Origin of the sequence: Roseixanthobacter psychrophilus, assembly GCF_043195195.1 — a bacterium.
GTDB lineage: Bacteria > Pseudomonadota > Alphaproteobacteria > Rhizobiales > Xanthobacteraceae > NCEH01.
In genome coordinates this window covers 1-24,960 of sequence record NZ_JBAFWT010000050.1, presented here as the reverse complement: position 1 = coordinate 24,960, position 24,960 = coordinate 1, and the positions used below count along the sequence as shown (strand labels likewise).

Genomic DNA, 24,960 nt, shown 5'->3' with positions numbered 1-24,960 from the left:
TGAGCGGCATGGCCGCGCGGCATCGAACAGCGATCTTCAGCGGCTGCGGAGACGCAGCGGCGAAAGCCGTCGGCAGAAACCCGAGGACGGAAACACAGACGGATTAAATCCGTCAGCAGTCAGAGGTCGTGAAGGGAGTCGGCCGACGATCAGACGTCGGTGGATCTTGGCGGGCGCTCGAGGCGCGTCGCGGACGATTCCTTTACACCCACATCGAGCGACGGATGATCGATGGTCCGCATAAAAGCGATGATCGCCATAGCGCATCCGCTGGCGGGAATTGCCGTGTGGCAGGCCATGGCGCAGCAGGAGTTGGATGCATCGCCGTGCTGATGTTGGGCGGAGCAGGCCGAGCCGTCTGCTTCCAGACAAGCCGAATTCTGGGCTAGGCCGCTGTCGCCGTGCTCGTGCGATCCGCTGGAATGGCTGGCCTCGATCGGGGCGTGGTGCCCTCTTCCCCCGCTCGACGCCATCAAGCCGCTCGCAATGCCCCAACCCGTGCTTGTCACCGAAAAGGCGAGCACGGTCAGAAGAATCGCGAATGAGCGAAGCGAAAGCATCATATCACGTTGCAAAATACGGGTGACGCCGCGAATGGCAAGGACCATTTTAGCGTCGATTGGAAAAGCTCCGAGGCTGGTGTTTGGCAGTCACACCAAAATTCCTAGCAAGGCTTACGCCATTGAATGCGAGGTCGTGAGTACGATGTGTTAGACGGCTCAGGATGACGAAACAATTATCCACGCGACTTTGACGTGACGATGGCCGTCATTGCTGCGGTATCTGCCGAGAACGTGAACGCAATGCTCTTCCGCCGGTCAAGCCATTGTGAGATTTAGGATGCGATGATCCGGTCCCGGCTCTTTCGACCGCTCTCGATCCTGGCGATCGTGGGCATGGTCGCTGTTCCCGTCGTTGCACCTGCGGGTGCCGGCATGATGGCGGCTGTGTCGATGGCCGAGCCATCGGATATGGCGATGTCGGACATGGACATGTCGGATGCGGCGATGTCCGACGACATGCCGTGCTGCCCCTCCCAACAGCAGCAACAGACACCCGATTGCGGCAAGGCGACCTGCCCGTCGATGGCGCTCTGCTTTGCCAAGTGCTTCTCAAGCGGACCACTGGCAGCCGTCGTCCGGTCGTTGCCGATGCACGCGGGCAAACTGTTCGGCCTGAAGGCCGACACCCGGCTCGCCAGCCTGGCGCCCCCGCCACTGATGCGACCTCCGCGAATCTAGGTCTCAGCGCCGGCCTTAGGGCCGGCGGATCGTCGGGCAGCCTGGGCGCTGCGCGGCGGTCTTGCGCGCAGCCATGTGCTGCCGCGCGCCACTCCGCCTTTCCGGTGGATCTGACACACTGAGACTCCAGGAACGACACATGACCACGTTCAATTCCGCGCGCGCCTTTGGCGCGGCGATCCTCGCCCTGTCATTGGCCGTGCCTCTGACGTCCACCTTCGCTGCCGCGAGCGACTACGAATTCCAGCTCGTCCAGACGGATATCAAGAAAGGCGACGCCCTCATTGCGGTCCGCCTGATCAACAAGAAGACCGGCAAGCCCGTGCCGGACGCCGTCATCTTCGCCACCCGGCTCGATATGGCACCCGAGGGCATGCAAAGCATGGCGACGAAACTGGAGCCAGTGCCCGGCGCGGAACCGGGGGTCTACCAGTTCAAGGCCAATCTCAGCATGGCCGGCGGCTGGCAGCTCTCGCTCGGCGCCAAGGTGCAGGGCGAGGCCGATACGGTCGAGAGCAAGCTGGTTCTCAAGGCAATCCCATGAGACCCCGGATCGCTTCGGTGGTCCTCACCCTCGCCGCCCTGACGGCGGCGGGGGCCGGGGGATACTACGCCGGTCGCCATGAGCTCCGATTGCCGGAACTCGGGGCGTTTCCGCTTCCATCCGCCCGAGCCGCGCAGGTGGTGTCGGGACCAGTGATCTATTATCGCGACCCCGATGGCAGACCGTTCTACGCCGCCGAGCCCCGCAAGACGGCGGATGGGCGTGCCTTTCGGCCGGTCCATGCCAGCGAGGATGTCAGCTTCGAGGATGCGCTGGAAGACGTGTCCGCAGTCTCGGGAGCGGCAGGAACCAAGCGCGTCCTCTATTACCGCAACCCGATGGGCCTGCCCGACACCTCGCCGGTGCCGAAGAAAGATTCCATGGGGATGGACTACATCCCGGTCTATGCGGGCGAGGACGATGACGGGAGCACCGTCAGGGTCAGTCCAGGTCGTCTGCAACGCACCGGCGTGCGCTCGGAACCCGCGCAGCAGCGCGTCCTTTCGGTCCCCATCCGCGGTTCCGGAACGATCCAGCTCGATGAACGGCGGATCGTCGTCGTCGCTGTGCGCTCCGACGCCTTCGTGGAGAACGTGTCCGAAGTGACGACGGGCGACCGGGTGAAAAAAGGCCAGGCCCTCCTGCGCCTCTATTCGCCGGAGGTCACCGCGGCCGGTGCGCTCTATCTGACCGATCTCAACGGCGCCGGGCGCGACGCCCTCGCCGGCGGCGCGCGCCTGCGCCTTGAGAACCTCGGTGTTCCGGCGGACGCGATCGCCGAGATAGAACGCCAGCGCAAGGTTCCCCGCTTGGTCACCTGGACTGCTCCGCGCGACGGTGTCGTGCTTGAGCGCAATGCCGTCGAGGGCATGAAGGCCGCTCCCGGAGACGTCCTGTTCCGGCTTGCAGATGTCTCCATCGTCTGGGCGCTGGTCGATGTCGCCGAGCGCGATCTGCCGATGATCGCGCTCGGGCAGCCCGTCTCGGTGTGCGCTCGCGGCTTCGTCGACCGGGTGTTCGCGGGCAAGGTCGCGATGATCTATCCGCAGGTCAACAAGGAGACGCGCACCACCCGCGTGCGCGTCGAACTCGCCAATCCCGACGGGATCCTGCGCCCCGACATGTATGTCGATGCCGACATCGCCACCGGCGCCGCGGCCTCGGTCGTCGCTGTGCCCGTCAGCGCCGTGATCGACAGCGGCATGCGCCAAGTCGTGATCATCGACAAGGGCGAGGGCCGCTTCGAGCCTCGCCCGGTCAAGCTCGGCCGCCGGGACGCGGACTACGTCGAAATCCGGGACGGCGTCACGGCGGGCGACAAGGTCGTCGTCGCGGCGAACTTCCTCATCGATGCCGAAAGCAACCTCAAGGCGGCACTGAGCGGCCTCAACGGCGGGGTTCCCAAATGATCGGTCGCCTCATCGCCTGGTCCGCACGAAATGTGATGCTTGTCCTGATCGGTGCGGTCTTCGCCATCTCGGCCGGCGTTTACGCCATCAGGACCTCGCCGCTCGATGCCATCCCAGACCTCTCGGACGTGCAGGTCATCGTCTATACCGAATATCCCGGCCAAGGGCCGCAAGTCGTGGAGGACCAGGTCACCTATCCGCTGACGACGGCGATGCTGACGGTCCCGAAGTCGAAGGTGGTGCGCGGCTTCTCCTTCTTCGGCGTCTCCTTCGTTTATGTGATCTTCCAGGACGGCACCGATCCCTATTGGGCGCGCAGCCGCGTCCTGGAATTCCTGAACGCGGCCGCGCAGCGCCTGCCGCAGGGCGTGACGCCCAGCCTCGGCCCCGATGCGACGGGCGTCGGCTGGGTCTACCAATATGCCGTCATCGCCAAGGACCGCACGCTGGCGGAGCTGCGCTCCCTTCAGGACTGGACGATCCGCTACGGCGTCGCCAAGGCGGAAGGCGTCGCCGAGGTCGCCAGCGTCGGCGGCTTCGTCAAGCAGTACAACATCGTGGTCGACCCGCAGCGCCTGCGCTCCTTCGGCATCCCGCTCCAGAAGGTCCGCGAGGCCGTCCGGGCGAGCAACATGGACACGGGCGGCCGCTCCGTCGAATTGTCCGAGTTCGAGTTCATGGTCCGCGGCCGCGGCTATCTGAGAGGTATCGGCGATCTCGAGCAGATCGTGCTCAAGAATGACGGCGGCACGCCTGTCCTCCTGCGCGACGTCGCTTATGTCGAACTCGGCCCCGACGAGCGGCGCGGCATCACCGAGCTTAACGGCGAGGGCGAGGTCGCGAGCGGTATCGTCCTGCAACGCTTCGGGGCAAACGCGCTCGACGTCATCGACAACGTCAAGACGCGCCTTGCGGAGATCATGCCGAGCCTGCCCAAGGGCACGGAGATCGTCCCGGTCTATGACCGCTCGCAGCTCATCGACGCGGCCATCGAAACACTGAAGGGAACGCTCATTGAGGAGAGCGTCATCGTCGCGCTGGTGTCGATCGTGTTCCTCCTGCATGTCCGAAGCGCGCTGGTCGCCATTCTGATGTTGCCGGTCGGCGTGCTGATGGCCTTCGTGGCGATGAAACTGCTCGGCCTCGGTTCCAACATCATGAGCCTTGGCGGCATCGCCATCGCCGTCGGCGCTATGATCGACGCCGCCATCGTGATGATCGAAAACGCTCACAAGCATCTTGAGCGGGCGCCGCCCGACAAGCCCCGCGTCGAGGTTCTGATAGAAGCGGCCAGGGAAGTCGGCCCGGCGCTGTTTTTCAGCCTTTTGATCATCACCGTCTCGTTCCTGCCGATCTTCACGCTGGAATCGCAGGAGGGCCGCCTGTTCGGGCCGCTCGCCTTCACCAAGACCTTCTCGATGGCGGCGGCCGCGCTGCTCTCGTTGACGCTGGTGCCGGCGCTGATGGTGATCTTCGTCCGGGGGCGGATCGTCCCGGAGCACAAGAATCCGATCAACCGCTTCCTGATCTTTATCTACCGGCCGGTCATTCGCGGCGTGCTCAAGGCCAAGACGCTGACGATCCTCGTCGCGCTCGCGGCACTCGGCGCCTCCTGGTGGCCCGCCACGCAGCTCGGCTCCGAGTTCATGCCGAATCTGAACGAGGGCACGCTAATGTACATGCCCACGACATTGCCGGGCATCTCGGTCACCAAGGCCGCGGAGCTTCTCCAGACCCAGGACCGCATCATCAAGTCCTTCCCCGAGGTCGAGACGGTCTATGGCAAGGCGGGGCGCGCGCTGACCGCGACCGATCCGGCGCCGACCGAGATGTTCGAGACCATCATCAACCTGAAGCCGAAGGATCAATGGCGGCCGGGCGTCACCATCGACAGCCTGAAGGCCGAGATGGACGCCGCGCTCCAGTTCCCCGGTGTCTCCAATGCCTGGACCATGCCGATCCGGGCCCGTATCGACATGCTCTCGACAGGGATCCGCACGCCCGTCGGCATCAAGGTATTCGGCACGGACCTGACGCAGATGGAGACCGCGGCGCGGCAGATCGAGACCGTGGTCAAGAAGGTTCCCGGCACGTCGAGCGCTTATGCCGAGCGGGTGATCGGCGGCTATTATCTCGATATCGTCCCGGATCGGAGTTCACTCGCGCGCTACGGGCTCATGATCGGCGACGTGCAGGATGTGATCGCAACGGCGCTCGGCGGCGATGCGGTCACTACAGCGGTCGAGGGGCGCGAGCGCTACAGCGTCAACATCCGCTATCCGCGCGACTTCCGCAGCGACCCGTCCTCGATCGCCGGCAATGTGCTGGTGCCGTTGCCGAACGGCGGGACCGTGCCGCTCGGTGAGGTCGCCAAGGTGCAGCTCACCCGCGGGGCGACCTCGATCCGCACGGAGAACGGCCAGCTCGCCATCTACATCTATGTCGACATCGCCGGCCGCGATCTCGGCGGATATGTCGCCGAAGCGCAGCGCGCCGTCGCGACGCAGATCGCGTTCCCGGCCGGGACCTATGTCTCGTGGAGCGGTCAGTTCGAATATCTGGAGCGCGCGGAGGCCCGGCTGAAGATCGTCGTCCCGGTCACGCTGCTGATCATCTTCCTGCTGCTCTATCTGAACTTCCGCCGGATTACCGAGACGCTGATCGTGATGCTGTCGCTGCCGTTCGCGCTGGTCGGTGGCCTCTGGCTGATGTGGTGGCTCGGCTTCAACATGTCGGTTGCGGTCGCTGTCGGCTTCATCGCGCTCGCCGGCGTGGCCGCGGAAACGGGTGTGATCATGCTGATCTACCTCGACCACGCTTGGAGCGAACAGCGTGCGGTCGCTGAGGCGGCGCGCCGAAGTCTGACGCGGGCCGATCTCCAGCATGCCATCATGGAAGGGGCCGTCGAGCGCGTGCGGCCCAAGATGATGACCGTGGTCGCCATCATGGCCGGACTGATCCCGATCCTTTGGAGCACGGGAGCGGGTTCGGAAATCATGCAGCGGATCGCCGTCCCGATGATTGGCGGCATGGTCTCCTCGACCCTGCTGACACTGATCGTGATCCCGGCCATCTATGGCCTGGTCAAGGGGTGGGGGCTGTCGTCGACTGCTGCGGCGTCCGACTCCGCGAGCTCGAAGTCCGTCGCCGGCCGGCTCGCCGCCGAATGAGACGTGAGCCAGGGCCGGATCGGCTGTCCCGGCCCAAGGGCCTCGCAAAGGGACAAGTTCTCGTGACGAGAGAACGCCTCAGAGAGGCCATTGATGTGGGTCAAGGTGGAATTGTGCGGAGGGTGCCTTCTTGAGGAGGCAGGGGTCAGGCATGAGCGTCAGGTTGCAAACGATAGGACAGATGAGAGCGTTGCTGGCCTTTCTGGTCGCGATCGCGCTGCTCGTTGCGCCTGTCGTCAGCGCGCAGGCTATGCCGTGTCACGATCTTGTCCGCCACGAGCAAGCAACCATCATGGAAAGCGGCCAGCTTCAGGCTGCCATCAGCGGCGATGGGCTCCAAGGTCATTCTCACGCTGTCGACCATACGCTCTGTTGCAGCAGCGCCTGCGCATCCTGTGTCGTAGCGCTCGCTGCACCGGGTCCGACTGTCCCGCAGCGCATCGTGCTCACTGCGCGTTACGCACAGCGTGATGAGATCGTCCGCGGCCTAGCCTTTCCACCCACCCTCGGTCCTCCTCGAACCCGTGCCTGATCAGACCTGACCCGATGCTGCACGGGCATCGGGTCGCTCTATGCGCATTCGCATGATCAGTCAGCCGGCCTGCTACCGGCGAGGGAACAAGGGCCCACACCATGAATCGTCGTCACTTTCTAAACCGGATGATGGCCGGAGCGGCCGCATTCGGCACATCGGCCACCTTTCACCCCATCGAAGGCTGGGCGCAAGCCGTGCCCGATGCTCCGCCGCCCGCGTCGAACGCTGCGCCGCGCCCGCTCGGCGTGGTCAGTCGGACCGTCGAGGTCAATGGCAAGGCCGCGCGTGTGTTCGGGCTTGCCCAGCCCAACGGCACGTCGGGCCTGACGCTGGACGCGGGGAGCAGCTTCGACGTCGTCCTCTCCAACCGGATCAGTGAACCGACGCTGATCCATTGGCACGGCCTGACGCCGCCTTGGACGATGGACGGCGTGCCGGACAATCCCGCCGCGCTTCTGGGACCCTCCGAAACTCGCCGCTACACGTTCCCGGTTGGTGCAGGCGGCACGCACTGGATGCACGCCCATACGCTCCAGGAGCAGAACCTGCTGGCGGCGCCGCTGATCGTCCGGACCGCCGCCGACCGGCAGCGGGACGAGCAGGAGGTGGTGATCCTGCTGCATGATTTCTCGTTCACGCCCGCCGAGGAGCTGCTCGCCAGGCTCAAGGCAAGCTCGGCAGGCGCCATGCCCATGGATCACGGCGCGATGGGCCAGGCCGATGCGATGAAGGGCATGGCCGGCATGATGGCCTCCGGTGCGGCGGGCCAGATGCAAGGCATGCCGGGCATGGCGATGGACCTCAACGACATCGACTACGACGCCTATCTCGCCAATGACCGCACGCTGGACGACCCTGAGGTCGTGACCGTCGACAAGGCCGGCCGGGTGCGCCTGCGGATCATCAATGGCGCGACGGCGACTGCCTTCGCCATCGACACCGGAAGCCTGGATGGGGAACTCATCGCGGTCGACGGTCAAGCCGTCCAGCCGGTCGCCGGCCGGTCCTTCCCGATTTCCATGGGCCAGCGCCTGGACATTCGGCTGGCGCTGCCGAAGGCGGGCGGTTCGTACCCGATCCTTGCACTGCGCGAGGACAGCGCCGAGCGCGCGGGGATCATCCTGGCATCCGCCGGCGCGACAATCGCCAAGATTCCGGTGCTTGGTCAGGCCAAGGGACCCGTGCTCGGGCTCGACCTCGAGCAGAGGCTGCGCGCCGTCGAACCGCTGGCGCAGCGTGCCGTCGACCGCCGCTTCGCGCTCACCCTTACCGGCAACATGGCGAACTATAGTTGGGGCATCGAAGGTGGCGACGCCCTGCGGATCAAGCGGGGAGAGCGCATCGAGGTCACACTCCAGAATATGTCGATGATGGCGCACCCGATGCACCTGCACGGGCACGCATTCCAGGTGGTCGGCATCAACGGCAAGACGTTTGGCGGCGCGCTGCGCGACACTGTCCTCCTCCCGCCGATGGCGCGCGTGACCGTGGCGTTCGACGCGGACAACCCCGGCCGCTGGCCGCTCCACTGCCACCATCTCTACCACATGGCGACCGGCATGATGTCGTTCGTCAGTTACGACGCGTGAATGGGGAGAGTGTCATGCAGCAACATGCCAATCATCTGCCCTCCACGACGAGTATCCGAGAACAACCGACCTTGCCTATCCGGTTGACTCCCACGCCCACTAGATCTAGTTGCTTGGCATGGATGTCCTGGCCCGTGACGACCTGCCGTTCCCGCAGTCGATGCCGGAGTTCCAACGCATTTTCCCGGACGACGCGGCCTGTGCCGCCTATCTCGAAAAGGCCCGCTGGAAGGGAGGTTTCGCTTGTCCAAGGTGCGGCGTCGTTGGCGAGCCGTTCCGTTTCGAGGCGCGCCCGGGCGTTCTGCGCTGCCGAGCCTGTCGCAAAGACGTGAGCCTGATGGCTGGGACCGTCATGGAGCGCAGTCACACGCCGTTGTCGACTTGGTTCTGGGCGGCCTATTTGATCGCCAGCCAAACGCCCGGAATGTCGGCCGTCCAATTTCAGCGGCAGCTCGGCCTGTCGCGCTACGAAACCGCTTTCGGCATCCTTCACAAGCTCCGCGCCGCGATGGTGCGCCCCGAGCGCGACAAGATCGGCGGCAAGCCGCAAGAGCATGTCGAAGTCGATGAAACTTGGGTTGGAGGACGGACCCGAGGCGAAGGCCGGGGCGTCCATCACAAGGCTCTCGTCTCCTGCGCCGTGGAGGTGCGGCGTCGCAAGCCGGGAACCAAGCTCGACAATCGGAAAGACGGTCGCTACGCGGGCCGCGTTCGTCTCGCCGTCGTCCCCGACCGTAGCGCCAATTCGCTCTGCGGATTCGTCGAGAACGCCGTCTCTCCCGGATCGCTGATCGTCACCGACGACTGGACCGGCTACGCCGGCCTTCGCAAGCGCGGATTCGACTACCACGCGATCGCCGAATGCGGGGACCCGGAGATCGCAGAGGAATTCCTGCCGATCATCCACTTGGTCTTCGCCAATCTGAAGACCTGGATCAACGGCGTCCATCATGGGGTCAGCGCCAAGCATCTACAGGCCTACCTCAACGAGTTCACGTTTCGATTCAACCGGCGCTTCTATCCCTTCAACGCGTTCCGCTCGCTGCTCGGAATCGCCGGCGAGGTAGCCGCGCCGACCTTCGACGGGCTTTACTCCGGGGAATGGACGCACCCCACATTTAGTGGGTGTGGGTAACAACCGGATAAGCAAGCAACCGACCTCGGCAACAAACCATCCAATTGCCTCCGCGATCGTGGATGCGCCAAAAGAACGCGGCAATCTTTTCGGCGAAGCGCGGGATTTCGGCAGTTCGGTCGGCAAGGGCGTCGGCGGGTCGGTCGAAGGCAGGAAGCTCGCCACTGGCAGTCATCGCATCATGGCGGAAGCGGAAGTCGAGCTGTCGGCCTTGGCCGTCGAAGTCGAGCGGCTACGGGTGCAGGGTGCGACGGCGATCTTCGTAGCGATCGACGGAAAAGCGGACGGACCTCTCGCCATCAACGTTCGGATCAAGGTGGCGGCTCCCCCGGCGGTCCGGGCGTGCGGCAGGCAATCATTCGCATCACGAAGCTGACCGGCCATGGCCATGGCGCTGTCATCTGTCAGCGTCATGGCCAACGCACTCCGGCCGCGCCGCACCTCTCTGGATTAAGGGCAGATCATGGATTACTTCACCGGCAGCACAAGTTTATCAGGTGGCCACTGTCTCAAAGGTGGCAAATCGGGCGATGAACAAGACGATCAGAACCTGCGAACCGCTCGGGAGCATCGTCACGCGCATCGATGGCCGATTCAGGATCACGGAAATTCGAAAACAATCGTTCCTGAGACGATTGAGGTACTGAACTTTCGGCGGCCCCTCGACGGACGGGATCGCGAGAGACGGCGACTTCCAGTCTGTCTTGCTTAAGGCCGGCTGTCCGACCGCGAAGGTCGAAACGCTGTCGGACAGCAACGGTACTGTTGTCTATCGTGCGAACTGCTTCTCAAGCTCACACATGATAATCACAGTCGTCTGCATCAAGGGGACTTGTTCCAGCGCCGGGCGGTCATTTAACGACGTCGATGACCTTGGGTAGCGGTTCTGATCAACGCAACGCTGCTGAGCCACTCCATCAATTGGCGGATAAGGTTTGAGGCGCACGCTGGAACCGCGCTCCTGCCATACGTGATTGCTCTGGCGGGTGTCGTGATATCTGCACAATTCTCCATTCGGGAGCTTGATCCCACTAAGCAACCGGCAAACATCCTCGCTCGGCCTGGGCGGCGACGTTTCGACCCACGCTCCAACGCCGACGTTGCGGCAAACTCGCGATCGTCGAGACGCGCCACGACTTCACCCTGGTTCCTCGGTGATCGGTCTTCGAGAATCGGCTTGGCCGAGAGGTGACGGCGTGATCGAGTGATGCAGGGCGGGTCAGCGGCGCGACGGCGACGAGGATGTTCGGAATCTTCGGCGGCTCCTTGTCCTCCATCTCACTGTCTCAAGGCGTCCAGCTACCGGAGCTTGCCGAGCGCGCGCCATAGAACCTGAAAGGTATCGCGGGTGAAGTCCCGCATGTCGATGTCGTGGCGAGCGGAGACAAGGTCGTCGTCCGGTTCACCAACAGCGGCGTCAATGTCGGCCCCTACATGGGTCGGCCCGCGACCGGAAAATACGCAATATGGGAAGGCATCGGCATCTATCGCCTGAAGGACGGTAGGATCGCCGCGGCCGATTTCTGCGAGGACCTATACGGCCAGTTGAAGATGCTGGGCCACCTGCCGGCCTGAATCCAAACCGTTTCACCGGTCGGTCGAGCAGCCCACTTTCGATCCACGGCAGGCGTCGTCGATGCGGCTCCTTCTGATGCCTTGGATCAATCTGAAAAGGAGCCTTGAATGTCGCCGATATTGGCGACTTCGCGTTCCGCTGCACCCCTCATCGAAAGAGGGTGCAGCGACGGCCGGCATCCGCCCGTGACCCAGATCAAGGCAGTCGCGCGCACGGCTTGCGATCCGTAGGCGACACAGCAAGGATAATCGCGATGGAGCTGACAGAGGCGATCTATGGGCGTCGCGCCACCCGGGCCTTTACGGGTGAAACCGTGATGAGGCCGGTGCTGGAGCGCCTGGTCGACGCGGCAATTCAGGCACCCAGTGCAGTCAATGAACAGCCTTGGGACTTTCTCGTCATTCAGAACGCGCTTCTGCTCGACCGCATCTCGGTCGCGGCCAAGGCGCATATGCTCGAAGCCATGGACAGCGGCACCTATCCGCATTGGCTTCGTGAAAGCATGGAAAATCCTGACTTTCACATCTTTTATCACGCGCCGGCGCTGATCGTCATTTCCGTGAGCGCCGGAGGCTGGGCTGCGGAGCATGCGGCTCTGGCCGCAGAGAACCTGATGCTGGCGGCTTATGCTGAAGGCCTTGGCTCATGCTGGATCGGCTTCGCTCAGCGCTGGCTGGAGACCACCGAGGGCCGACGCGCCATCGACGTGCCCGAGGGGTTCATGCCGGTCGCGCCGATCATCATAGGCCACCCGGCCGGAACGACGCCACCGGTGCCGCGCAAGCCCGCCCAGCTGCGATGGGCCACAACACAACCGACGGTGATAAGTGCTATATCAACGCTATAGCGCTCTGGATCGGAGGGCCTGAAACCGCAGACGGGAGCACTGCCTAGTGCCCAAGGCGACGATCCAGGGGCTCAGCTTTCTCGCAGTCGTCATTGGGGTGACGGCGGCCTTCGTCTGGCTTCTGCTTCCCTACTATGGCGCCATCCTCTGGGCTGTCATCCTGGCGATCCTGTTCAATCCGCTGCACAGGAGACTTGAGACTTGGCTGGGCGAGCACCGAAATCTTGCGGCGGCGGTCAGCGTCCTGGCCTGCATCTGCATCGTCGTCATTCCCGGTGCAGCGATATTGGCCTCTCTGGCCCAGGAGGCGGCCAGCCTCTACAATAGAATCAGCACACGTGAGTTCGATCTCGCGACGTTACTCGGGCAAATCCAAAGCGCGCTTCCGCCCTTTATCGAGAGGGCGCTCTCCACATTAAATTTAGGCGACTTCGTAGAAATCCGGACGAGGCTGACTTCCTTTCTCATGCAGGTAAGCCAGGAGGTCGCCACGCGAGCGTTCAGCATCGGGCAGAACACGGCCCAGTTTTTCGTCAGCCTCGGCGTGATGCTGTACCTGCTCTTCTTCCTGTTTCGCGACGGGAGGCAATTGGCGGGCATGATGCGGAACGCGAGCCCGCTCAGCGGCCGCTACACGGATTATATTTTCGGAAAGTTCACGTCCGTCGTTACAGCCACGGTCAAGGGCAACGTCATCATAGCCGCGATTCAGGGCGGGATTGGCGGGATTGCATTCTGGATGCTTGGAATTGAGGCGCCGCTCCTGTGGGGAGTGCTTATGGCCTTCCTGTCGCTCCTCCCTGCAATCGGCGCTGCGCTCGTGTGGGCCCCCGCAGGCATATATTATCTGGTCACGGCCGACTATTTGAAGGGCGCGATCCTGCTGGCGGTGGGTGTGCTGGTTATCAGCACGATCGACAATTTCCTACGGCCGGCCTTGGTTGGAAGAGGAACGCGTTTGCCAGACTACGTCGTTCTCATATCGACGGTTGGCGGCCTTTCGTTGATCGGCATGAATGGCTTCGTCATCGGTCCTCTGATCGCGGCGTTGTTTGTTGCCGTCTGGTCGTTGTTCACCGAGGAGCAGCTGCATTCTTGAATCCGTCGTGTCAATGGATATGAAGGATGCAATCCTTCTGGAAATCGTGCGCGCTGCGCATTCGTCGTCCCCGTCGAGACGGTGGCCGGCTTTATCCATCTGATCGAAGAGCGCCCTTCGTGATCGAAGTCGCATGGCCGGCATGGCATAAATCGCGGTGCTGACAGAAGTGCCGTATTGCAATGCGTCGCGGATGCGTATCGTTGCGGCATGCCCATCAGATCCGCCAATCCGATCATCAATGAGCCATACCAGCAGAGCGCCGCAGAGGTCATCGCCGCCCTGAAGACGCAGCCGATATCCGGCCTCAGTCCGACAGAGGCGGCGCGGCGTCTCGAGCACCATGGCCGCAACGAGCTGGATGCAGCGCCGCCGCGTCCGCAATGGCTGAAGTTCCTCGACCAGTTCACCGACGTGCTGGTGCTTCTGCTGCTCGCCGCGGCGATGATTTCCGCCGTGATCTGGCTGCAGGAGCGCGACACGGCAGCGCCTTACGAGGCCCTGGCGATCTTCGCCATCGTCATCCTCAACGCGCTGATGGGCTACATCCAGGAAGCTCGGGCGGAGCGGGCCGCGGCCGCCCTGCGGCAATTGTCCGCCACACATTCGATCGTCATCCGCGACGGCGACAGACGGAGCATTCCGGCGGCCGAACTCGTGCCCGGAGACATCGTCCTCATTATCGAAGGCGATACCATTCCCGCCGATGCGCGGCTGATCGAGTCCACGTCGCTGCAGACGGTGGAGGCCGCCCTCACCGGCGAAAGCCTTCCGGTTTCAAAGAACGTCGCTCCCATCACCGGCACGCCCGAGCTCGGCGACCAGCACAACATGGTTTTCAGCGGGACCATGGCGGTCTACGGACATGGCCGCGCCGTCGTTACCGCGACCAGAATGCAGACCGCCATGGGGCGCATCGCCGGCATGCTGGAAAGAGCGCCGGACGAGATCACGCCGCTGCAGCGAGAACTTGACCGCGTCGGCAAGGCACTGGCGGTCACCGTTGTCCTTATCGCGATCGTGATGATCGGCACCATCTTCCTTGTCAGCGATATCACCGGTTTCTCCGAAATATTCGACGTGCTGATTCTCGGCGTCGCCCTCGCCGTTGCCGCCGTGCCGGAGGGGCTGCCGGCGGTGGTGACCGCCGTGCTGGCGCTCGGCATGCAGCGCATGGCGAAGAACAAGGCCATCATTCGTCGTCTCGCCGCGGTGGAGACTCTCGGCTCGGCGACCGTCATCGCCTCCGACAAGACCGGCACGCTGACCCGGAACGAGATGACGGTGCGCCGGGTCGTGACGGCGAGCGGCAGCGCCAACCTGTCCGGGACCGGATATGTGCCGCACGGCGACATACAGCTCATTGGGCCGCAATCGCCCGGCGAGCCTTTGCAGTTGGAGCTTACGCGCGCGTTGACGGCGGCTGAGCGGGCCAATAACGCGGTGCTGCAGGAGCGCGACGGCAATTGGTCCGTTCAGGGGGACCCGACGGAGGGCGCCCTGATCGTTGCGGCGCGCAAGGCCGGCCTGCTTGCCGAGGCCCTCGATGCACGCTTCGCAAGGGTCGGCGAGGTGCCGTTTTCCTCCGAACGCAAATTGATGAGCACGGTCCACACCGATGCCGAGCGGCCCGAGCGTCTGATCGCAGTGACCAAGGGCGCTCCGGATATTCTGCTCGCGCGCTGCACCCATGAACTTGTCGGCCGGGACGCCGTCGCGCTTACCGATGCGCGCAGGGCCGAGATCATGGCCAGCAACGACGCGCTCGCCGAGGAGGCGCTGCGCACGCTTGGCGTCGCCTTCCGCTCGCTGCCGGCCGATCGTCCGGACCATGATGCTTTCGAGGAGGATGTGGAACACGATCTCGTCTTCCTCGGCCTGATCGGCATGATCGATCCGCCGCGCCAGGAAACGCGCGAGGCGGTGGTGCGGGCGCAGGCCGCGGGCATCCGCTCCATCATGATCACCGGCGATCATCCTGTGACCGCGGCGATCATCGCCGCTGAGCTTGGTATCGCCTCCGGAGGACGCGCCGTCACCGGTGCGGAGCTCGCAGCCATGACCGAGGCGGAACTGGATCAAACAGTTCAGGAGGTCTCCGTCTATGCGCGTGTCAATCCCGAGCACAAGCTGCGGATTGTCAAAGCGCTGCAGCGTGCGGGGGAGACGGTGGCCATGACGGGCGACGGCGTCAACGACGCCCCTGCGCTGAAGGCCGCCGATATCGGCGTCGCCATGGGGATCACTGGCACCGACGTCTCCAAGGAAGCGGCCGACATGGTGCTGGCGGACGACAATTTCGCCACCATCGTCGCTGCCGTCGCAGAGGGGCGGGCGATCTTCTCCAACATCAGGAAGTTTCTGCGCTACCTCCTGTCGTCGAATATCGGGGAGGTCATGACGATGTTCTTCGGCATTCTCCTCGCCGACGTGATCGGACTGACCGGCGCTGCGACCGGAGGCGTCGTGCTTCCGCTTCTGGCGACGCAGATCCTCTGGATCAACCTCGTCACCGACGGCGCACCGGCACTGGCGCTCGGCATCGACCCCGCGGATGGAGACGTGATGCGCCGGCCGCCACGCCCGCGCGGCGAGGGCGTGATCACGGGCCGGATGTGGGGCGGCATTTTCCTGGTCGGCACGATCATGGCGGTCGGCACGCTGCTCGTGCTCGACGCCGCGCTTCCCGGAGGGATGATCGAAGGCTCGGGCACGCTCGCCTATGGCCAGACCATGGCCTTCACGACGCTCGTGATGTTCCAGCTCTTCAACGTCTTCAACGCGCGCTCTGACGATCGCAGCGCCTTCCATGGTCTCTTCACCAATCGCTGGCTCTGGGGTGCGGTCGTGCTCTCGCTGCTGCTGCACGCTTTCGTGGTCTATACGCCCTTCCTGCAGGAAGCGTTCTCGACCGTCAGCTTGAGCGCCGGAGACTGGCTATTCTGTGCGGCAGTGTCGAGTTCGGTGCTGTGGCTGCGCGAGCTGAGCAAAATCGTGACGCGAAGGGTCGGCGAGAATGCGATATCCGCCGGTGTCCCCGAGCGATCGGCATGATCGTGCTCCGGATCACGACCGATATGATCCTGCTTCATGGCTCCGGCTGGGCCGCCTGATCGATCGGGAAAGCGCGCGACGCAGGCAGGCCGCGAACATCTCGATGGCCGTCGACGGCCTGGTGCCACGCGGCCGATGACCCCTCATCTCTCGCGGTCTCGCGCACCGCAGTAGCGGAGGCTGGCGCAGCCCCCAAGCCACGAGACTTCCTCCCAGGCACTTCTTGGAGCGAGTTCTTTAACACGGGTCAAAGTTTGAGCCGGGATAGTCGGTTCTTAGTCCTGCCCGGGCTCACCCGTGCGGTCACGCTTCAAACGGCACCGTCCCACGTTCCAGCCTCTTACCGCGAAGGATGCTGCTCGTCTGGACAACGAGAACTGATCGACACCTGCAAGGCTCGGGACACCGTCCAACCGGACAGACGCTATGACCAGACAGCGACGCGTCGCGTTGGGCCGAGATGGCATCGATCGAACACCACCAACGCAGATTTCAGTTCTATCTGCAGAGGGCAATGGCAATTGAACGAGGCACTCGACCAGACCTGGCAGTTCATTGAACGTGTCGAACGCTCGACCGAAGCGGGCCAAGTCGAGCAGTGCTTGATGGAGATTGCGTCCGACTATGGGTTCAGCACGCTATTCGGTGGGGTAGTACCCTCTGCCCGCGTGTCACCAGAGGAGATCAAGTCGCGGATCCTGTTCCAGCGGTTTCCCTTGGAATGGGCTGGACGCTACAACGACCGAGGCTACGTCTTTCGCGATCCCATCGTTCATCGGCTGCAGCACGATCGAAACCCTTTTGATTGGCAAGAGGCGTACACCTCCTGCGATTTTCCAAAGGATGTCGCGCTGATCCAAGGGGAGGCATCTGAATTTGGCCTTCGGGTCGGATATGTCGTCCCGGTGACGATGCTTGACGGGCGCGTCGCTGCCGTTTCATTCGGCGGGTGCCATGCCGACATTGGCGCAGAAGGCCGCGCCGCCTTGAGCTTCGTCGCAAACTACGCTGTCGGCAATCTCCTGCACTACAAGGAGAGCCGAAAGCGTCTCATTGGCAAGGTTACGCCAAGAGAGTTCGACTGCCTCCTGTGGGCATCCGAGGGCAAGACCGACTGGGAGATTTCCGTCATCCTCGGGATTTCGCGGTCAACCGTGACCAAACACATTGTCTCCGCCCGCGAGAAGCTCGGCGCGGTCAATAAGCCTCACGCAATTGCGATGGCGATTCGCATCAAATTACTCCGCTAATCAAAAGCAGAGTGTGTGATGTTCAGGTAGTCCGCTGCCCTTTGATGGATTGGGCCTCGGCACGCTCCGCCTCGATCTCCCGCACGATCTTCTCCTGCTCGGCCCGTAGCTGCGCCAGCGCGTCCGTCTGGATCAGCGTCTGCGGCAAAGGCTGCGCGGGATGCTCGGCGAGAACACGCGCGGCTTCAACGGCAGCGGCGGCCTCGCGCGCCTCGCGGGCTGCGGCTTGTTGTGAGCCTCGGACGATTGCCCTCTCGGCCGTCAACTCGCGCTGCGACTGCGGGTCGAGCCCGCCCCGGCCTTCCTGGCGCCGCTCGGCTTCGATCGCGCGATCGGCCAGCCTTTCGGCCGACGCCGCTTCTCGATCTTCCTTCATGCGAACCTGCTGGGCGTGGGCGATCAGCCGATCCGCGTTGGGCCCGGCGATCGCCTCGACCTCGGATCGCGAGAGCTGCTGCGCACCACTTTCCTGTGCGCGCTGCAGGTCGACGCGATTGGCCAGCGTCTCGAGGTAGCGCGCCGACGTTTCCCGGAACTGCTGCTTCGTCTCGCCATCGAGGAGGTCGCTGGTGCGCGACACCGCCTCGTTCATGAGGCGAAGATCCTTCGCCATCTGCTCCGACGTGATGGCCATGTGCTGGTCCTCCTTGGTGAGATGATCCACCCGCTTTCCGATGGTGTGAAGAATTGTGCCGACCGTCTGCGCCATCGTCAGCCGCTCGAGCATGTCCTTCGCCACAGTATTGTCGGGCTGCTCGCGCGCCACCGTGCTCCAGGCATCGACGCTCTCATTGACGACACGCCGCTCGGGCTCGGATGCCGGCAGCCTGATCGGATTGGTCCGCGCCGCGGCAATCCGCTGCCGGGCATTGTCGATGAGACGCTGGTTGGCCGGCTCGGCTGCATAGGCACGATCCCGCGCCTCGCGTGCCGGACGCGGACGCTCGGCGACATCGACGATCGCCTTGTCGCGCGCGCCGTAGCTTTGCGCCGAAGCCCGCTCCATCGCCGAGGTCGCGACGATCTTGAGGCCCTCCGCCTGCGCATGCTGCGCGTAGCTCTCGCGCCAGCCGCGGAACTCGCTCGGCCCCGGGTGGATCTTCTGCCCGGATTCGTTCTTCACCGTGATGACGGCATGGATATGGATGTGCCCGTCGCTCTCCCGATCGACATGCACGCCGAACAGGAATCGATGGTCCGCGAATCGATCGTGCAGGAAATTGCGCGCGGCGCGGCGCAAAGCCTCCGGGTCGGGACCAGCTTTCGACGACAGCATCAGGTGCATCGTGTCGCGGGGCGACTGGGAGCGCAGCGAGCGGCCCCACTCCTTCGCGGCGTTGCGGGCGGCGGCGACGTCGCCGATGGCTCTGCCGCTATCGTCGACCAGCGGCCCCCGACGCTCGACCAACCTGTTCAACTGCCAGGTCACGCCCTCGCGTCCATGCTGCGGCTTTCCCGGATCGAGGGAGATGGCATGCTCCGCAATACCCGCGGCGGCATGGATGCGCGCCTTCATCACCGCCTCGGATCGGTAGTCGAACCGCTTCTGGTCGAAGCCGTTCTCGGCCGTGCCGATCCGCTCCACGCGAACACGGAAACGCTCCTTCGGTCCTCCGGCTGCGGCGGTGACGATATGGGCCTCAATCTCCCCGGACGGAAGCCGGTCGAGGCGGGAGGCATGACGATGACCTTCGAATCCGGCGGCGATGGCCTTCGCGTAGGTCTCACGCCCCTCGGCCGTATTAGCCACTCCATGAAGCTTGAGGCGGACGGTGACGACATCATGGCTGGGCTTGCGCTTCTCGAAATCCTTCGACCAGTCCTTGATCTCGTCGGCGACGGCCTCGCGATCCGACAGGATCCGGCCGTCATGGGTTTCGACCGGGACATCCTCGCGCTGGGCGTACTGGGCGGTCTTCGTCGCCCGCGTGACGCCGGTCGCGTAGGATAGCACCTTGACCACGGCGGGCTGATAGCCCGACGCGAGCTGCCGGGCGCGGGCGAGCGATCCCCCGCCGCCCTGCCCGCCACCCCCGCCGGAAAGACCGCCGTCGATGGGTGCGGCGGCCGAGCCGGGCCTCGGAGGAGCAGCCTGTCGTCCTGCGCCGCCGCCGGACGACGCCGGCAGCCTGCGCCGCCGCTCCTCATCCAGTCCGCCTGTCAGCGTCGCACCGCGAATGATCACATGCGCCGGCGTCGAGCCCGGCGCGGGCGCTGCCCGAGCAGCCCTTGGCCTGAGCTCCTCACCAAGCCCGCCGGACCGACGCGGCCGGCGCCGCTCGTCGCGCGCGGCATCGACGGTGCGGCGCGCGGCTTCCACCTGCTCCACCCACCACTCGATCTGCGCCGCGCGGCTCATGGCTCAGTCTCCTCCGGCAATGTCAGCCGCGCCTCGCGGCGCAGTTTCGAGCCATAAGCGACCGTCATCTCGGTGAGTTCGTCGTTGATCGCCGCGATCACATCGTGAAGCCCGCGCCAGACCGGCTCGGTGTCCTCGATGCGCACCGCCTGGCCGCGATGGATCGCCTTCAACACCTGCGACAGATTGCGGCCGACCATGCGAACCTGACTGGCCAGCACGACGACGGCCCTCGTGTTCTCGGCCGAGAGCGCCGGCCCCGCCTGCACCGAAGCCCGGATCAGCCGCCGCACCACCTCGGCCTTCGGCAGCCCGAACAGCGCCACCGCCTCGACGAGGCGCGCCTCATCCGCATCGGAAAGCTCGGTCCGCAGCCTGGGCTTGCGTCTGGGCATTGCGGTGGAATGGGCCAAAGCCAGCCTCCCCTTCCCTTCACGGCGAACCGGCTCGCGGGTGCAACCCGAGAGCCGGACTCCTGCCGATCCGACCAGGATCGGCAGCATGCGCGCGTCAGCGCAATGGCTGCGTTCAGCAGCCTCCCCGGGTTTGGCCCACAAACCGGTATCTTGTCAATCAATATCTAATACACTGAATGTTAGAAGTTTGCGCATGAAGGGCGGCAACGCCCGCAGGAGCAGTCCGTATGAATCCGCCGGCCGCATGGCGCGAAGCGCGCCCCCTCGTGGATCACTCGACGCTGCAAAGCACTCTGCAGGGCAGGCCAGGGCATAACGCATTCACCCAATACCGTTCTATCGATTTGAGACAATGCCACATTTCGCGAATGCGTTATTGTCAGGGTGATGGAATACGGTAATCCCGCCCTGCCCCACCTCGGCAAGGCCGCATTGCTGTCTCCGGTTATTGCCATATCACCAGAATGACGAAATGCAGCAGAGCGACAAGACATCATTGCGGCGTTGTCGTTTGTCTATTTTATTGTATGTTGCCATTAACGGAATGAGCCATCGCGGCATTGCCGCATCGACCCGAGGGACGCATGCCCAGCATCTTCGCCATCGCCAACCCCAAAGGCGGCAGCGGCAAGACCACCGTCGCCATCATCCTCGCCGGCGAATTCGCCAGGCATGGCTACTCCACCGCCATCGTCGACGCCGACCCGCAGGGGTCCTCCTATCAATGGCACGCTTCGTCGGTCGCACGCGGCCTGAGCCCTGAAGGGGTGGATCTTGTGCGCGCAGCCGACGAAAAAGCGCTGACGCAGGCGATCGAGCGCCTCGACGGCTATGACGTCGTCGTCATCGACACCCCCGGCTACTACGGCAGCATACTGGTTCAATCAGCGCTGCGCGCCGACCTCGTCGTCCTGCCCTGCAAGGTCCACACCTTCGATGCTTCCCAGGTCGTTCGGACCATCCGCAATCTCCAGCAGCACGCCGACGAGACGAAACTGCCGATGAGCCAGCACCGCGTCCTCTTCAATGAATATGACAGCCTCGACCGCAACACCCGCCCGCTGCGCGAGGTCCTCGCCTATCTCAATGCCGAGAACGTCCCCGTCTGCGCCAACGCGCTCTACCGCCGCATCACCTATCGCACCATGACGAGCGGACATGGCACGCTCTACCAGATGAGCGACAAGGACGAGTCGATCCGCAAGGCCCGCTACAACGCCGACCAGGTCGTGCGCGAATTGCTCGCCGCTAGCCAGGGCATCACACAGGACGACAGCGCGGCATGAGCGATCCGGCAAAAGACCAGCACCCTGATCGCCCTGCCCTCCCCCGCGACGCGTTTCGCGCGCAGCGCCTCGTCCCTGTGGGAGCCGCCGAGCCGGCCCCCAAACCTGTCATCGTGACCCCGGAATACGAAGACGGCGCGCACGCGCCGATCTCGACGCTCGGCTCCAGCCAGGGAGAGCCGGCGCCGGCCGCGGCACCGAGGCCGTTGCCTAAGGCAAAGGTGAAGCCGGAGATCTCGCGCAACCCCTTCGATGCCTATGGCGAGCGCTCATCGTCACGCCCTTATGCGCTACGTCTTCCCGACGCCATCGACCTCGTCGTCCGGCAGATCGCAGCCGAGGAGCGGACTCATCCGCTGCGCGTGATCGATCGCATTCTTCACGATCACCTGAAACGGATCGGACGCCTGCCACCCCCGCGCGGCGCCTGACCACAGGGCCATCGCCGTATCTGCGAAGACCGCTTCCAGCGCCTTCTCCCGGACGCCATGCGAGGATAAGCCGCCGGTGACGCCGTCGCCGACAAAAAAAGGGGGCTTACGCCCCCTCCGCTTCGCGACCCCGACGCTCGGCTTCCGCGAGCAGTTCTTCGAGGCGCCGGAGCCCGTCCCGCCGCTCCTTGCGGGTGAGGATGCAGTGCGCAAGCTCGGCGCGCAGCTCGGTGATTTCGGCGTGAATGTCGAGAAGCTGTGTCATGTGAACCTCCTTTGTCTTGATGACGGAGGCAGCCGACCGGGCGTTGGAGGGACGGGTCAGGGATCGCGCAGCGACCGGCAGCGCCGGCGCGTGGGGAAGCCGATTTTGTCGTCGCGCAGCGGCGTCAAAATTGGGGGCACCGCGCGTCCTTGACGCGGCCCGACTGCCGGTATGATGGGCTGTCATTGAGAGAAAGACGGCCTGGCTCGACGCTGCGGCCGGGCTCCTTTCACGGCGCGCGGCGACGCAAAGACGGGGATCCGGTATCAGCTCCCGGTGAAATCCTCTGGCCAGATTTGCGCGCCGTGAAGGACACGCAGGATGCGGATCGTGCTCTCGGTCACCGCGTAGGCCGCGATATTGGGCGTGCCGGAGATCACGAGTTCGCGCGTGCCCGCGACGCGGCCGGGCCTTCCGCTTTCCGGGAACTCGACGAGCCGGCGCGCTGCAGCGGCGATCCTCTCGTCGACGGCGATGGCAGCTCTCGGGCTGTCTGCCTCGATATGCGTGAAGATGCCGTCGCGGTCGGAGAGCGCGAAGGCGGGCCAGGCAAGCCTCATCAATCGGCCGAGGCGGCCTTGCGCCGGGCCGCCGCCCGCCGTGCCGCGAAATGACCCTCGACCTCGTCGTCGGAAACGTCGGGTCGGCTATCCGCCAGTGCTTCGAGCACCTTTGCGCGGAACCAGGCGTCATGCGCCTCGCTGTTGCTGACCAGCTCGAGCGGCAGCGCGCCTTCATTGGCGGTCCGGGTCAGAAGGATGCGTACCGCGTCGGATACGGTCAGGCCCATGCTTTCGAGCACAGCGGAGGCTCGGTCCCTCACGTCTGCGTCGATGCGGGTCTGAACCAGGGCATTGGCAGCCATGTCGATCTCCCTTCCTCCTGCCGCAATGTAATGCAGTTGAATGACGATTGCCAGTGCCGCTACAGACCGCACATCCCCTTGCATTCGTTGGGCCACCGATCGCGTTGCACGTGATCGGTGTCCATCGAGAGATCGGCCTCATCCAGAGGCACGGCGGAGCGATGGAGAAAGACCTCGCCCCGGATTCCACGCAGTCCGCACCGGATCGCGCGATCGACCTCAACTGGATTCGCCCATGATCGATCGCATTCTTCACCACTACCTAACACGGATTGGACGCCTGCCACCCCCGCGCGGCGCCTGACCACAGGCCCTTCGCCGTACCTACGGCGCTCTATGAAAGCGCGGTCCGGCTACGGGCCTGCTCCGCTACGCTCCGGTCGCGTTCCGCGACTGGACAGCCGCCGTTGACAACCTCGACCCAAGGACAAGACGGTCGTTTTCGACATCGTCGAAGCGGAGAACGACACGCCCTCGCAGTTTCGCCAACTTCACTCTCCACAGACATCAGAATTTCCGATGTCTGTCGGGAAAGCGCAACGGCCGCAAAGTTGAGGGCACGGAACCAGCTGACATGCGCGCGGCCTCCGAGCCTGCTCGACGGAATTCCGGCGGGACCTCGCAAGGGCCTGGTCCCCAAGGCCCAGGTCATCTGATGCGCGGAACATTCGAGTCTCGCTTTCGCGCGGACATCAGCGCCATCAGCATCGGCCCCAGCGAGAACGATCCAGCCTGCGCCCGTCGCGTCAGGGCTCGCAGATAGCCGCCCGGGCTTTTGATCGCGGACGCGCGCTGCAATATCGCAGCGACAACGATGCAGGCCTGCACCTTGCCCAGCACCGCACAGGCATCGGCCCAGGCGCTCGGGCTGATCCCGAGCATCGGCCGGATCACAGCGGCGGTCGCGATGAAGTCGCGCCAGTGCGAAATCCCATGTCGGGCATAGTCGACGAGGTCCGGACAGGCTTCCAGCACCATGCCCAGCGGAAACGCCATTCCCCCCGACCTCAACGGTTTGGGGTCTGGCTCCGACCTCGCCGCCCGGCTTTCTCGAAAGCCAGGTTCAGGTTCAATCGAGGTTTCGGTGTTTGAACTCTGTATGTGGTGCTCGGAATGGGACTCTGTGGCGTCTGATTCCGCTGGTTTTACGTGTTGTTCCAACGCTGTGAGGATGGTTGCAGCCAGTCCCGCGAGTGTACCCGCGATCGACTTCAGCGCCTCGAGATCCACGCGGCGCGGGATAGACTTGAGAATATCGATGAAGCTGCGATGCAGACCGGGCCAATCGGCCGGTACGCGCTCTTCGATCCCCGTCGCGATCATCTTGGCAATGTCGCGTCGGCAGAGCGTGACGGCCTGGCGCGCGAGAGCGAAGCGCCCGTCGCTCGGCGCGAATGGTCTCGGCCAGGACGGCGAACTCGTCGGCCCGGGCGATGAGCGGGCCGAGATCGAAGCCGAACGCCTGTTCGACGTCGCCGGCGGCGCCCTTGCGCGCGAAACGCTTGCCGTTCGGGCTGTCGCGCCGCAGGATCAGTCCGCACTCGACCAGCACGGCGAGATGGCGGCGCAGCGTCGAGGGCGCGATGCCGTGAGCTCGTAACATCAGCGCCCTGTTCGATGGGAAGACGACGAGGTCGCCGGCTCCTGACACCAGCACCGTGTCCGGATGGAACGTGAGCAGTGCGTTCAACACCGCCAGCGCGCGATCGGAGACCGCGAGCGTCGCCTTCGCTTCGCAGACTCGTCGAAACACCTGCCACTTGTGGACGGGTTTGCCGTCGGGACACTCCTTTACGAGGCGCTGCGTGTTGACGACGGCGCGCGACAGCGCCCGCCGCCCGAAGGGTGTCGTTGGGATTTGGCCAAGCATCTGCATTCGCGTCCTCTCT

Annotated in this window: 22 protein-coding genes and 2 pseudogenes; 14 read left to right on the top strand and 10 right to left on the bottom strand. The window is 64.3% G+C overall.

The genetic code is table 11. The annotated features are described in order from the left end of the window. Positions 1-149 precede the first annotated feature (149 nt). Positions 150-608: a hypothetical protein gene (locus V5F77_RS25230; RefSeq protein ID WP_429007945.1), complete on the bottom strand. Its 459-nt coding sequence runs from the start codon at positions 606-608 to the stop codon at positions 150-152. A gap of 237 nt (positions 609-845) precedes the next feature. Between V5F77_RS25230 and V5F77_RS25225 the strand changes: the two genes are divergently transcribed. From V5F77_RS25225 to V5F77_RS25210, 4 genes are all read left to right on the top strand, one after another. Beyond that, entirely contained in the window at positions 846-1,241 is a 396-nt protein-coding gene (locus V5F77_RS25225) for a hypothetical protein (protein WP_429007944.1), read from the top strand. 139 nt (positions 1,242-1,380) lie between these two features. Continuing rightward, positions 1,381-1,785, top strand: a complete 405-nt coding sequence (locus V5F77_RS25220) for a FixH family protein (RefSeq protein WP_429007943.1) — start codon at positions 1,381-1,383, stop codon at positions 1,783-1,785. Further along, a complete protein-coding gene (locus V5F77_RS25215) occupies positions 1,782-3,194 on the top strand; it encodes an efflux RND transporter periplasmic adaptor subunit (RefSeq protein ID WP_429007942.1) in 1,413 nt (470 codons plus the stop codon). The genes V5F77_RS25220 and V5F77_RS25215 overlap by 4 nt, the downstream gene beginning before the upstream one ends. Next, the gene (locus V5F77_RS25210; protein ID WP_429007941.1) at positions 3,191-6,364 is read left to right on the top strand and encodes an efflux RND transporter permease subunit; all 3,174 of its coding nucleotides are present in this window, start codon (positions 3,191-3,193) and stop codon (positions 6,362-6,364) included. The genes V5F77_RS25215 and V5F77_RS25210 overlap by 4 nt, the downstream gene beginning before the upstream one ends. A gap of 145 nt (positions 6,365-6,509) precedes the next feature. Here V5F77_RS25210 and V5F77_RS25205 read toward each other — a convergent pair whose 3' ends face one another. Next, a complete protein-coding gene (locus V5F77_RS25205; protein ID WP_429007940.1) occupies positions 6,510-6,704 on the bottom strand; it encodes a hypothetical protein in 195 nt (64 codons plus the stop codon). 293 nt (positions 6,705-6,997) lie between these two features. Here V5F77_RS25205 and V5F77_RS25200 point away from each other — a divergent pair, with 293 nt between their 5' ends. From V5F77_RS25200 to V5F77_RS25190, 3 genes are all read left to right on the top strand, one after another. After that, positions 6,998-8,488 carry a multicopper oxidase family protein gene (locus tag V5F77_RS25200; protein WP_429007939.1) on the top strand — a complete coding sequence of 497 codons (1,491 nt, stop codon included), beginning with the start codon at positions 6,998-7,000 and terminating at the stop codon, positions 8,486-8,488. A 118-nt stretch (positions 8,489-8,606) separates the two neighbouring features. Beyond that, a complete protein-coding gene (locus V5F77_RS25195; protein ID WP_429007938.1) occupies positions 8,607-9,623 on the top strand; it encodes an IS1595 family transposase in 1,017 nt (338 codons plus the stop codon). Positions 9,624-9,681: 58 nt separating this feature from the next. Next, positions 9,682-9,999: a hypothetical protein gene (locus tag V5F77_RS25190; protein WP_429007937.1), complete on the top strand. Its 318-nt coding sequence runs from the start codon at positions 9,682-9,684 to the stop codon at positions 9,997-9,999. Between the two features lie 117 nt (positions 10,000-10,116). On the opposite strand, the gene V5F77_RS25185 is transcribed toward V5F77_RS25190, so the two are convergent. Then, complete coding sequence (locus V5F77_RS25185; RefSeq protein WP_429007936.1) at positions 10,117-10,380, bottom strand: hypothetical protein; 264 nt, start codon at positions 10,378-10,380, stop codon at positions 10,117-10,119. 614 nt (positions 10,381-10,994) lie between these two features. On the opposite strand from V5F77_RS25185, the gene V5F77_RS25180 reads away from it, so the two are divergent. The 5 genes from V5F77_RS25180 to V5F77_RS25160 all read left to right on the top strand — a co-directional run bounded on the left by V5F77_RS25180 (position 10,995) and on the right by V5F77_RS25160 (position 17,449). Then, the gene (locus V5F77_RS25180) at positions 10,995-11,198 is read left to right on the top strand and encodes an ester cyclase (RefSeq protein ID WP_429007935.1); all 204 of its coding nucleotides are present in this window, start codon (positions 10,995-10,997) and stop codon (positions 11,196-11,198) included. A 254-nt stretch (positions 11,199-11,452) separates the two neighbouring features. Beyond that, on the top strand, positions 11,453-12,046 hold the full coding sequence (locus V5F77_RS25175) for a nitroreductase family protein (protein ID WP_429007934.1): 594 nt from the start codon (positions 11,453-11,455) through the stop codon (positions 12,044-12,046). A 46-nt stretch (positions 12,047-12,092) separates the two neighbouring features. Next, positions 12,093-13,145 (top strand): AI-2E family transporter, encoded by a 1,053-nt coding sequence (locus tag V5F77_RS25170; RefSeq protein WP_429007933.1) that lies wholly within the window; start codon positions 12,093-12,095, stop codon positions 13,143-13,145. A gap of 210 nt (positions 13,146-13,355) precedes the next feature. Then, positions 13,356-16,199, top strand: a complete 2,844-nt coding sequence (locus tag V5F77_RS25165) for a cation-translocating P-type ATPase (protein ID WP_429007932.1) — start codon at positions 13,356-13,358, stop codon at positions 16,197-16,199. Between the two features lie 521 nt (positions 16,200-16,720). Then, a complete protein-coding gene (locus tag V5F77_RS25160; RefSeq protein WP_429007931.1) occupies positions 16,721-17,449 on the top strand; it encodes a helix-turn-helix transcriptional regulator in 729 nt (242 codons plus the stop codon). A 22-nt stretch (positions 17,450-17,471) separates the two neighbouring features. On the opposite strand, the gene V5F77_RS25155 is transcribed toward V5F77_RS25160, so the two are convergent. Beyond that, entirely contained in the window at positions 17,472-19,808 is a 2,337-nt protein-coding gene (locus V5F77_RS25155; RefSeq protein WP_429007930.1) for a relaxase/mobilization nuclease domain-containing protein, read from the bottom strand. Continuing rightward, complete coding sequence (locus V5F77_RS25150) at positions 19,805-20,311, bottom strand: hypothetical protein (protein WP_429007929.1); 507 nt, start codon at positions 20,309-20,311, stop codon at positions 19,805-19,807. Before V5F77_RS25150 ends, V5F77_RS25155 begins: the two co-directional genes overlap by 4 nt. Positions 20,312-20,808: 497 nt before the next feature. Here V5F77_RS25150 and V5F77_RS25145 point away from each other — a divergent pair, with 497 nt between their 5' ends. Together V5F77_RS25145 and V5F77_RS25140 are read left to right on the top strand one after the other, a co-directional pair. Further along, positions 20,809-21,510 carry a ParA family protein gene (locus V5F77_RS25145; RefSeq protein WP_429007928.1) on the top strand — a complete coding sequence of 234 codons (702 nt, stop codon included), beginning with the start codon at positions 20,809-20,811 and terminating at the stop codon, positions 21,508-21,510. Next, positions 21,507-21,941 carry a hypothetical protein gene (locus V5F77_RS25140; protein ID WP_429007927.1) on the top strand — a complete coding sequence of 145 codons (435 nt, stop codon included), beginning with the start codon at positions 21,507-21,509 and terminating at the stop codon, positions 21,939-21,941. Before V5F77_RS25145 ends, V5F77_RS25140 begins: the two co-directional genes overlap by 4 nt. A 106-nt stretch (positions 21,942-22,047) precedes the next feature. On the opposite strand, the gene V5F77_RS25135 is transcribed toward V5F77_RS25140, so the two are convergent. From V5F77_RS25135 to repC, 5 genes and pseudogenes are all read right to left on the bottom strand, one after another. Next, entirely contained in the window at positions 22,048-22,206 is a 159-nt protein-coding gene (locus V5F77_RS25135; protein WP_298310033.1) for a hypothetical protein, read from the bottom strand. A 266-nt stretch (positions 22,207-22,472) separates the two neighbouring features. After that, positions 22,473-22,766: a type II toxin-antitoxin system RelE/ParE family toxin gene (locus V5F77_RS25130; RefSeq protein ID WP_429007926.1), complete on the bottom strand. Its 294-nt coding sequence runs from the start codon at positions 22,764-22,766 to the stop codon at positions 22,473-22,475. Then, positions 22,766-23,071 (bottom strand): type II toxin-antitoxin system RelB/DinJ family antitoxin, encoded by a 306-nt coding sequence (locus V5F77_RS25125; protein ID WP_213375454.1) that lies wholly within the window; start codon positions 23,069-23,071, stop codon positions 22,766-22,768. Before V5F77_RS25125 ends, V5F77_RS25130 begins: the two co-directional genes overlap by 1 nt. A gap of 59 nt (positions 23,072-23,130) precedes the next feature. Continuing rightward, positions 23,131-23,310: pseudogene (locus V5F77_RS25120) on the bottom strand (hypothetical protein); the annotation flags it as partial. 409 nt (positions 23,311-23,719) lie between these two features. Then, positions 23,720-24,941, bottom strand: a pseudogene (gene repC / locus V5F77_RS25115) (plasmid replication protein RepC). Positions 24,942-24,960: the final 19 nt, after the last annotated feature.